The sequence below is a fragment of the Candidatus Magnetobacterium casense genome (genome assembly GCF_019173545.1).
Classification (GTDB): domain Bacteria; phylum Nitrospirota; class Thermodesulfovibrionia; order Thermodesulfovibrionales; family Magnetobacteriaceae; genus Magnetobacterium; species Magnetobacterium cryptolimnobacter.
The window spans coordinates 1-9,505 of sequence record NZ_JABXWD010000121.1; the positions used below are offsets into that span (position 1 = coordinate 1).

At 51.0% G+C, this 9,505-nt stretch carries 5 protein-coding genes; 4 read left to right on the plus strand and 1 reads right to left on the minus strand.

From position 1 onward, the window contains the following. The first annotated feature begins 166 nt into the window (after window positions 1-166). The 3 genes from HWQ67_RS08140 (at window position 167) to HWQ67_RS08150 (ending at window position 5,963) form a co-directional block, all read left to right on the plus strand. Window positions 167-2,662, plus strand: a complete 2,496-nt coding sequence (locus tag HWQ67_RS08140) for a TIGR03936 family radical SAM-associated protein (RefSeq protein WP_218252188.1) — start codon at window positions 167-169, stop codon at window positions 2,660-2,662. A gap of 2 nt (window positions 2,663-2,664) precedes the next feature. After that, the gene (locus HWQ67_RS08145; protein WP_218252189.1) at window positions 2,665-4,173 is read left to right on the plus strand and encodes an Rne/Rng family ribonuclease; all 1,509 of its coding nucleotides are present in this window, start codon (window positions 2,665-2,667) and stop codon (window positions 4,171-4,173) included. Between the two features lie 209 nt (window positions 4,174-4,382). After that, complete coding sequence (locus HWQ67_RS08150; protein WP_218252190.1) at window positions 4,383-5,963, plus strand: sensor histidine kinase; 1,581 nt, start codon at window positions 4,383-4,385, stop codon at window positions 5,961-5,963. Between the two features lie 123 nt (window positions 5,964-6,086). Here HWQ67_RS08150 and HWQ67_RS08155 read toward each other — a convergent pair whose 3' ends face one another. Further along, window positions 6,087-6,941: a cyclic nucleotide-binding domain-containing protein gene (locus HWQ67_RS08155; RefSeq protein WP_218252191.1), complete on the minus strand. Its 855-nt coding sequence runs from the start codon at window positions 6,939-6,941 to the stop codon at window positions 6,087-6,089. A gap of 488 nt (window positions 6,942-7,429) precedes the next feature. Here HWQ67_RS08155 and HWQ67_RS08160 point away from each other — a divergent pair, with 488 nt between their 5' ends. Continuing rightward, the gene (locus tag HWQ67_RS08160; RefSeq protein WP_218252192.1) at window positions 7,430-9,136 is read left to right on the plus strand and encodes a methyl-accepting chemotaxis protein; all 1,707 of its coding nucleotides are present in this window, start codon (window positions 7,430-7,432) and stop codon (window positions 9,134-9,136) included. Window positions 9,137-9,505 lie beyond the last annotated feature (369 nt).

Consider the following 9,505-nt stretch of genomic DNA (forward strand, 5'->3'; position numbering starts at 1 on the left):
CCAGGAATGACACACTTGGAAAACGGCTGTAACTGTCATTCCTGCGAAAGCAGGAATCCATGCCTTTTAAACGTGAAATAAAAATTACCCTGCTTTTTTGAGAGGATACCAAAATTTATGTCTTGCATACTTGTCAAACAGTGTCTGAAACTGGTATAGTTAAGGGGTGAATTTTTCGCAATTCAGGAGACCGAGTAGGTACATAAACAGCGAACTTAATGCTGTATACAAGCGTGGGTTTATACGTGTGGCGCTGTGTTTCCCCGATGTCTATGAGATCGGAATGTCGCACCTCGGTCTGAAACTCCTGTACAAGGTAATAAACGACCTGCCCTATGCCTCCTGTGAGCGTGCCTTTGCCCCATGGATCGATCTGGAGGAGTACCTCAAGACAGAGGGCATACTGCTAACATCCCTTGAGAGCAAGACGCCCCTGCGGGAGTTTGATATCGTCGGATTCAGCCTCCAGTACGAGCTGTCCTATACGACCGTCCTTAACATGCTGCACCTCGGCGGTATCCCGATAAGGGCGCAACTGCGCTCCGACACCGACCCCGTGGTCATAGCCGGTGGCCCCTGCACGGTCAATCCCTCGCCGGTGCTGCCGTTTTTCGACGCCTTCGTAATAGGCGACGCCGAGGAGACCATCAGGGAAATTATAGACGTGGGTGTTGCATACAAGAAGGACGGACACCTCAACCGGAAGGACTTCCTCAAAGGTCTCAGCGAAATCGCCGGCGTGATGGTACCGGCCTTTCCCAGGCCCTCCGTCAGACGCAGATATGTCACCAACCTTGACATTGCCGACTATCCCACTGCCCCCGTTGTGCCCTATACGGAGGTCGTCCACGACCGCATAAACATAGAAATCGCCAGGGGATGTAGCTGTGGCTGCCGCTTCTGTCAGGCCGGGGTCATATACAGACCCGTCAGAGAGCGTGACCCGGCAACCATTATCGCCATAGCCGAACAGACCCTCAAAAACACCGGCTACACCGAAGTCTCTTTCACCTCACTCAGCGCCGGGGATTACACCAGATTACCCGAGGTCCTGAGGCTGTTTAACAGGAAATTTTCGCACCGACGCATATCATGTTCCCTGCCCTCGCTGAGGATCAACTCGGTGACGGAGGACATCGTTATAATGACCAAGGCGGTCAAAAAAAGCGGCTTTACCATCGCCGCAGAGGCCGCCACTGCACGCCTGCGACAGGTCATCAACAAGGACTTCGACCAGGAAGACTATGACAGAACCATACACACGATATTCAGAGAGGGCTGGCTTAATCTCAAGCTCTATTTCATGATAGCCCTGCCAACGGAAAGGGACGAAGACGTTGAGGCCATCCCCGCAATGGTCTACAAGGCGCTAAAGACCGCCAACAGGTTCACAAAACACTCCGTAAACATCAACGTGGGTGTTTCGGCCTTCATACCCAAGTCGCATACGCCCTTTCAGTGGTGTCAACACGCCTCCCTGAACGAAATCATGAGAAAAAAGGACTACCTCAGACAGAACCTAAATAAAAAGGCCATCAAGTTTAAGCTCCAGGACGATCGCATGTCACTTCTTGAGGCGCTGTTTGCCCGCGGAGACCAGGGCATGGCCACACTGATAGAGACGGCGTGGCAGGAGGGGGCGAGGCTAGATGCCTGGTCGGACGTCTTTGACTACAACAAGTGGCTCACCGCTATGGATAAGACCGGCATAGATGGTGCGGCCATTGCCACGATGGACTTCCACGGGGATGCCTCCACCCCCTTGCCATGGGATACCGTGGATACCGGCGTAAACAAGGACTACCTCTGGCGTGAACTGCAACGGGCATTGGCCGAAAATCGAACCCCGGACTGCAAGAACACCTGTATGGCCTGCGGACTTGGCTGTAAGAGCGGGGAGTATCTCTCTAAGGGTGACGGCTATGCCTTGCCCGATTCAGGGGGCAAGCCGGAGTTTCAGATGCGTCACAGCTTCTCCCCTGTAGGGGTGCGGGTCATGTTTTCCAAGGGCGGACAATTGCGATATCTTTCACACCTGGAACTGATGTTGGCGCTCCTGAGGGGGTTGCTGCGGGCGTCGGTGCCGCTGGTGTACTCAAAGGGGTTTAACCCCATGCCGGGGATTTCATTTGGCCCTGCCTTGAGCGTTGGGGTTGCCGGAGAGCGCGAGTTCTTTGACATTGAGGTCTATCCCCCGTGTGACATAGAGAAATTCATCAGGGAACTCAACATGACCTTACCGCAGGGGTTGAGCATCCTGAAGATGTTCTTTATACCAAAGGGGGCGCCGTCGCTGGGGAAGTTCGTCAACACATACAAGTACGAAATCACACTAAATAAAAAGTCAACCAGAAACGACATAGAAAACGCCATACAATTATTCTTACATGTCCCTGAGAATAAATGGATAACCTCCAACCTTGTGGAATTTGATATAGCGGACGACAAACTTATCCTGCTCCTGAGAGACACCCCGGAGAAGGGCGTAAAGATCGCTGTGGTTGTCGAGGCGCTTTTGGGGTGCAAGATGGAGGAGGTTGAGGTGGTCAGAACGGCCATGTATGGATGGCAACCGGGGTCGACGGGCAAGGGACAGGACGGCCAGGTGCAAACAGGACGCCTGGTACAACCCGATGAGATTATCCCCAGGGGGCAACATTAAGGGTGTCAAGTGAGATAATAATAAACGTGACACTCGATGAGGTACGCGTAGGGCTCCTGGAGAGGGGGCAGTTGGTGGAGTTCTACGTGGAGAGGAAGAAGGATGCAAGCATCGTGGGCAATATATATAAGGGCAAGGTGGTCAAGATACTGCCGGGGATGCAATCGGCCTTTATTGATATTGGTCTTGAGAAGGCGGCCTTTCTCTACGTTGATGACATAAAGACCGACGTGGAGGACTTCACGGAGTTCCTGGAAAACGGCGATGACCCCATAGAATTGACGACGCGGCGTGGGCGTCCCGACAGACCCGATATCACCATCAACGAGCTGATACAGGAGGGGCAGGACGTCCTGCTTCAGGTGGCAAAGGACCCCATTGGGACAAAAGGTGCCCGTGGCACCTCCTACATCACCATACCGGGGAGATACCTGGTACTGATGCCAACCATAGAACACGTAGGCATCTCCAGGCGCATCGTTAAGGCCGAAGAACGCCAACGGCTGCGCAATATTGTTGACGAACTCAAGCCCAAGGGCTACGGTCTCATCGTCAGGACTGCCAGCGAAAACGAAGACATCGAAGAACTCAGAAAGGACATGGAGTTTCTCCTGCTCATCTGGGAGAACATCCTCAAGAAAAAGGAAAACGTCGCCTCCCCGTCGATGCTCTACAGCGACCTTGACCTGATCTACCGCAGCGTGCGCGACCTCTTAAACAACGAAGTCCAACGCCTTGTCATAGACTCCAGGGACGAATTTGAACACATCCAGGACTTTGTCAAACACTTCTTTCCAAAGCTCTACAACAAGATAGAGTTCTACGACCGCCGTGAGACCATCTTTGACTTCTTTGGCATAGAACTTGACGTATACAAGGGGCTTGACAGGCGTGTGTGGTTAAAGTCGGGCGGCTACATCGTCATAGACCAGACTGAGGCCATGACCGTCATAGACGTCAACACCGGCAAGTACGTCGGCAAGGAAGACCTCGAAGACACCATCCTCAAGGCCAACCTCGAGGCAGTCAAGGAGATCGCCTATCAGATCAGGCTGAGAAACCTCGGGGGCATTATCATTATTGATTTCATTGACATGGAGATACCCGAAAACAGAGAAAAACTCTACACGACCTTTGTAGAGACCATGAAAAAGGACAGGGCCAAAAACACCATATTTAATGTCTCCGAAATCGGCCTGATCCAGATGACCAGAAAGCGCATCCGTGAGAGCCTTGGCCGAACCCTGTGCGAGACTTGTCCGATGTGTGAAGGCAAGGGGTTTGTAAAGTCCACAAAGACGGTCAGCTATGAAATATTCAGAAAGCTCCGCCGCATGCCCCTGCACAAGGGCGCCAAGGTGACCATAACGGCGCATCCCATTGTCGCCGATTACCTCTCCGACGAGCAACGCCACGGGTTGGAGGAGTTTGAGGTCACCTTTGACGTTGTCCTGATAATCAAGGCAGACTCCAAGCTGCAGCGAGAGAACTTCGAAATATCCATAGCGTGAAAGAAATAAGCTCACTCGACAAATGACTCAACGGTAACTGCGTCAACTCATACGGTGTCTCCTCGGCAGATAGTTGTCCGTGGGGGGAGTTTTTTGTCCACGCTTGACTGGAGCGCTGTCGGATTTTTTTACGGCAAGAAAAAACTCGACATCATATGGAGAAATAGTTGTATAATAGATTGTAAAAATAGTATGTGTCTAATGGAGCCATGTTGTTAAGAATGATTCGCAGCTCATTGAGCTGCAAGACGATAATTTTAGTGAGCGCCCTCTTGTTGCTGTGGGGCGTGGTGTTCTGGTACAAGTTTATAATCAGCGCCAACAGGGATGTGATCATTAACAAGACGGAGGAGACGCTGTCCTATCTTGAGATCATCCGTAGCAGCATCAATTACAACATGCTCGTCAGCCACAAGGAGCAGATACAGAAAACGATTGAAAACGTGGGCAGTATCAAAAAGATACCCACGCTAAGACTCCTGGACCATCATGGCAACATCAAGTTCTCCTCCGACAAAAACGAGCTTGGCAATACCGTGGGCGATAAGGCGCGTATCTGCCAAGAGTGTCACACAAACGATATCAAAGGTGTATACAGCTTCAAGGAGCTTAGGCAGAACTGGTATATTGCAGAAGAAAATCAGCGTCTGCGTGCCTTTATACCCATCAAGAACGAACAGAGCTGCTACACGGCCCCATGTCACGTCCACGATGCCCAGGTCAAGATAAACGGTATCCTGGAGGCGGAACTGCCCCTGGGCAGCACCTATGACATGATCAGGGCACGCAACATTGATGCCGTTATCTACGGTACGATCTTTGCCGCACTGATCCTGATATCCGTCTACATGATACTGTCAAAGCTGGTGACCAAGCCGTCGGTCTTACTGTACGAGGGGGTGAAGATGGTTTCTCGTGGGTATTACGATCATTCGCTTGCGGAGGGCAGCGATGATGAGATCGGCGACCTTGCCCGTGCCTACAACGAAATGACACGGAGCCTGAAGTTTGAAAAATCCGATCTGCAGGAGAAGACCAAGCGGCTCTCCGAAATCATGGAGCAGAAGGCCCGCGAGGTCAGAAAGACCCAGGAGCAGTACATGCATACCGAAAAACTGGCCTCTCTGGGCAGGATGGTGGCCGGAGTTGCGCATGAGCTAAACAGCCCCCTGACGGGCATAATCATCTTTGCCCAGCTCCTGCTAAAACGCGTCCCGGCAGATAACAAGCAGGACAAGGACGACCTTGAGGTGATAATCCAACAGGCCGAAAAGTGTTCAAACATCATAGCGGTACTCTTGGGTTATTCGCGTGCGATCCCCTCGGAGAAGGTCGATCTCGACGTCAACAAGACAATCGACAGCGCACTGAACATCCTGCAGAACCAGGCCAGGTTCCACAACATGAGCATCACAAAGGAGCTCAACCCCGACCTGCCGAGAATCGCCGGAGACCCCTCACAACTGGAGCAGGTCTTTATCAACCTCCTGATAAACGCAGCCGACGCCCTGGAGGGCAAAGGAAAGGTGTTCATCAAGTCAAAGCGCATCAGCGAAGATGACAACGACCTGGTAGAGATCGAGTTTACCGACTCAGGGCCGGGCATCCCCGAGGGAAACATCGATACGATCTTTGAGCCGTTTTTCACGACAAAACCCGAGGGCAAGGGCACGGGGCTCGGCCTCGCCGTAAGTCGCGGTATTATCCAGAAGATGGGTGGCCGCATAACAGTCAGAAACAAACCCGATGCCGGGGCGTCTTTTTTGATCCACCTGCCGATGAACAAGTAGCAGGGGGCAGAGAGTTGGAGGCAAGCAATGATCCCCAGAGCGCTGAACAAACAAAGATGTGCAAAGAACCGGGGGACAGGGCAGAGGTTCCGACCTAGTCCCCCCTGAGTGTCCGTGGCGATCCTACTTTGCGTAGGAGTACAGTGCCAGTTCCCTGATCTTTTGGTCGGCGTTTCTTAGACGATCGCTAAAGACGTAGGCCAGCTTCTTGAACAATTTCAACGTAACGATATCGTCATAGCCATCCATGAGCTTGCTGTCCAGCTCAAAGAGCAAGACGCCATCATCGGTCCTGGCCCTTGCCGAACGGGTGGTGTTTTCCACTATGGCCATTTCGCCAAAACACGCCCCCCTCTCAAGCCGTGCCAGTACCTCCTCGTTGTCGTCATCGAGCACCTTTATGATCAACATGCTGCCCTCAATTATGACATAGAATCGATCGCCAGGCTGTCCCTCGTCAAATATTATTTCGCCTCCCTCGTACTTCCTGCACTTGGTCATCTTAAGGAGCTTCAGCACCTCTTCATCGTTCATGAAGGAAAAAAAGTCCAGTTGTCGTATCTTTGTAAACGTATCCGACACCTGTGTCTGGACGCTTCTGACGGCGTCGTTGATGCCCTTGACAAGGTCGTTTATCTGAAACGGATACTTTACAATGGCATTGATGCCTTCCTTGTACAACTGCTTGAGTTCGTTTACGTCTATCTCCTTTGTGGCCAGCAGGACTATCTTAAGGCGTGCAAGCTCCTGGTGACTCCTGATCGCCTTCAGGAGGTTGCCCCCCTCTCCCTCCATCTTGAGGTTGGCGTAGTCACTGATCAGGACGTCTACCTTGTCTCTGAGCAGGGCGCCCAGGGCGGTTGACGTGTTGTTTACCGCATGGACATTAATAAAGCCCAGATAGGACAAACCACCCTTTGTTATATCCGATACCGCCAGTTCACTGATAGAAATAAATATCTTCAACCCTCTGTCCATACTGTTATGCACCTCTCTGTTATTTATCTTAGCATAGCATTTTTCACCGCAAAATTCAAACGTACCCCCCGTATAAACAATTCAACCTAATTTGACAATGTCAGAGTAGTATTGTATACTAAAATGACACGAGTTTTTTCGGGCATGATATTTGATTGACAAAATAATGGGGGGTCAAGGGGACTGGTCCCCTTGCGGGGGGTTCTGAAGGGGGGCGGAGCCGCCCCTTTCTTTCTTCTATTCAGCAATTTTGATACCCGAAAAAACTCGAATCCGATCAGTATACCATCAGAGTTTGTGAAAATAGCAGATAAAGAAGAATAACAAATTTCAGGATGTCCTCAAGATAGATAAGGCAACCCCTAAAAAGACCTTGACATAACTAAATACGATGGGTTACACTTCCCGTAGAGTGTAGAGTGTAGAGCCATTATTGCCTTTTATATAAAGCTGGTGACCACACAGATACAAATCGCAAGGAGGTTTCTATGGGATTCAGTAACATGAAGTTCAAGACACAATTAATATTTGGTTATGCTGTGATATTAATAGCGATGGTTGCTATTTCATCAGTAGTGTATAGTAGCGTAAACTCGCTTATTAAGATATCAGGCTGGGTTACCCACACTTACAAGGTGATGGGAGAGGCAGAGAAGATAATGGCATCCCTTGTGGATCAGGAGACCGGAGTAAGGGGATTTCTGGTGACAGGGATAGAAGAGTACCTGGAACCCTATAACAAAGGACAGGATACATTTAAAAAGACCATAACAGAGCTTAAAAAGACAGTCAACGATAACCCTGCACAGGTCAGTCGCCTGGAGAAGGTAGAGGCAATGGCCGGAAGTCTGGATAAGGAGTTTTCAGCGCCGTCGATAGAGCTAAGGAGAGAAGTGGTAAAGGGCGAAAATGCGGCCAATAAGACCACCATGAATGATATCGTTACCTTTATGGGTAAAGGTACGGGAAAGAAATATATGGATCAGTCGAGGGTAGTGATTGGTGAGTTTATTAATGCAGAGGCCTCCTTGCTGGAAGTAAGGTCAAAGAATGCACATGATACGGCGAACCTGGCCAATAATGCTTCAGTTTACGGAACTCTGCTAGCAATAATAGCAGGCGTAATCGTAGTGATATTTATTACGAGGTCGTTAATGGGACAGTTGGGAGGAGAGCCTGCGGTTGTGGCAGATATGGCCAGGAAGATAGCGCAGGGCGATCTGACCATTAGGTTAGACGAAAGCATAAAAAGAGTCGGATTATATGGTGTAATGGTGGATATGGTAGGGCAATTGCGGGAAGTAGTTGGAAACGTGAGGGTCTCCTCTGACAAGGTGGCAAGCGGAAGCCAGGAGATAAGGTCCACCGCACAGCAGCTCTCCCAGGGGTCTACGGAACAGGCCGCATCGGTAGAGGAGGTGTCGTCGTCGATGCAGCAGATGGCGGCAAACATAAGGCAGAACGCGGATAACTCTAAATCTACTGAGAACATCGCCGCCAAGTCCTCACAGGATGCACAGGAAAGCGGCTCGGTCGTATCGGATGCAGTCGGTGCGATGAAGGAGATCGCCGGTAAGATCACGGTCATCGAGGAGATCGCACGGCAGACCAACCTCCTGGCCTTAAATGCGGCAATTGAGGCGGCAAGGGCAGGGGAGCACGGCAAGGGCTTTGCCGTTGTGGCGGCGGAGGTAAGGAAGCTCGCGGAGCGCAGTCAAAAGGCGGCTGGTGAGATAGGCCACCTATCCTCGACCACCGTTGATAAGGCAGAACAAGCCGGCGGTATGCTTGCCAGGTTGGTGCCCGATATAAAAAAGACGTCAGAGCTGGTCCAGGAGATAAGCGCCGCAAGCAATGAGCAGAACGCAGGGGCAGAGCAGATCAACAAGGCCATCCAGCAACTTGACCAGGTGATCCAGCAAAACGCGTCCGCATCGGAAGAGATGGCATCCACGGCAGAGGAGCTATCAGCGCAGGCCGAACAGTTACAGTCTGCTATCTCGTTCTTCAAGCTGGACCAGGGTTTTGCCAGCAAGAGAGATATGCAGCAGGCCCCAAAGGCGGCCGTGAAGACCAGGCAATTAGCTCATATAGCACCCAAAAGGGTTAATATACCAAAGAAGGCCACCAGGAGCGCCGATGTAAGCCTGGCAGAAGACAAGCATGATTCAGATGCAGACTTTGAGACGTTATAGGGGGCAATCCCCCTCCCTCTCTCAACATATCCACCTCCCTTTATACCCAGGGTTAGGGGAGGGTTAATGCAAACTAACCATTAATTGTATCTTCTTTATATCTCATGGTAGCACAAGAAAGAAAGGGGCGGCTCCGCCCCCCTTCAGAACCCCACGCAAGGGGAGGGGTGGGGCACCCCGGCCACGAAGAAGTCCCCTTGACCCCTTCTTTGTCGCTCCAGGTCGCACCTGGTTCCTGCGAAACATTTTACCATGCTTTTTTAACTTGACAATGTCACATTACAAATTCTGCAATTATAAAGATGTCTGAACCACGATTTAACGGATTAAGAGATTATCAGGATTCATGTTAAAGAAGGCATATATTCT

Bases quoted from the DNA above. Each gene is read 5' to 3' on its own strand.
- HWQ67_RS08150 (WP_218252190.1), top strand. From the start codon at position 4,383: ATGTTGTTAAGAATGATTCGCAGCTCATTGAGCTGCAAGACGATAATT.
- HWQ67_RS08155 (WP_218252191.1), bottom strand. From the start codon at position 6,941: ATGGACAGAGGGTTGAAGATATTTATTTCTATCAGTGAACTGGCGGTA.
- HWQ67_RS08160 (WP_218252192.1), top strand. From the start codon at position 7,430: ATGGGATTCAGTAACATGAAGTTCAAGACACAATTAATATTTGGTTAT.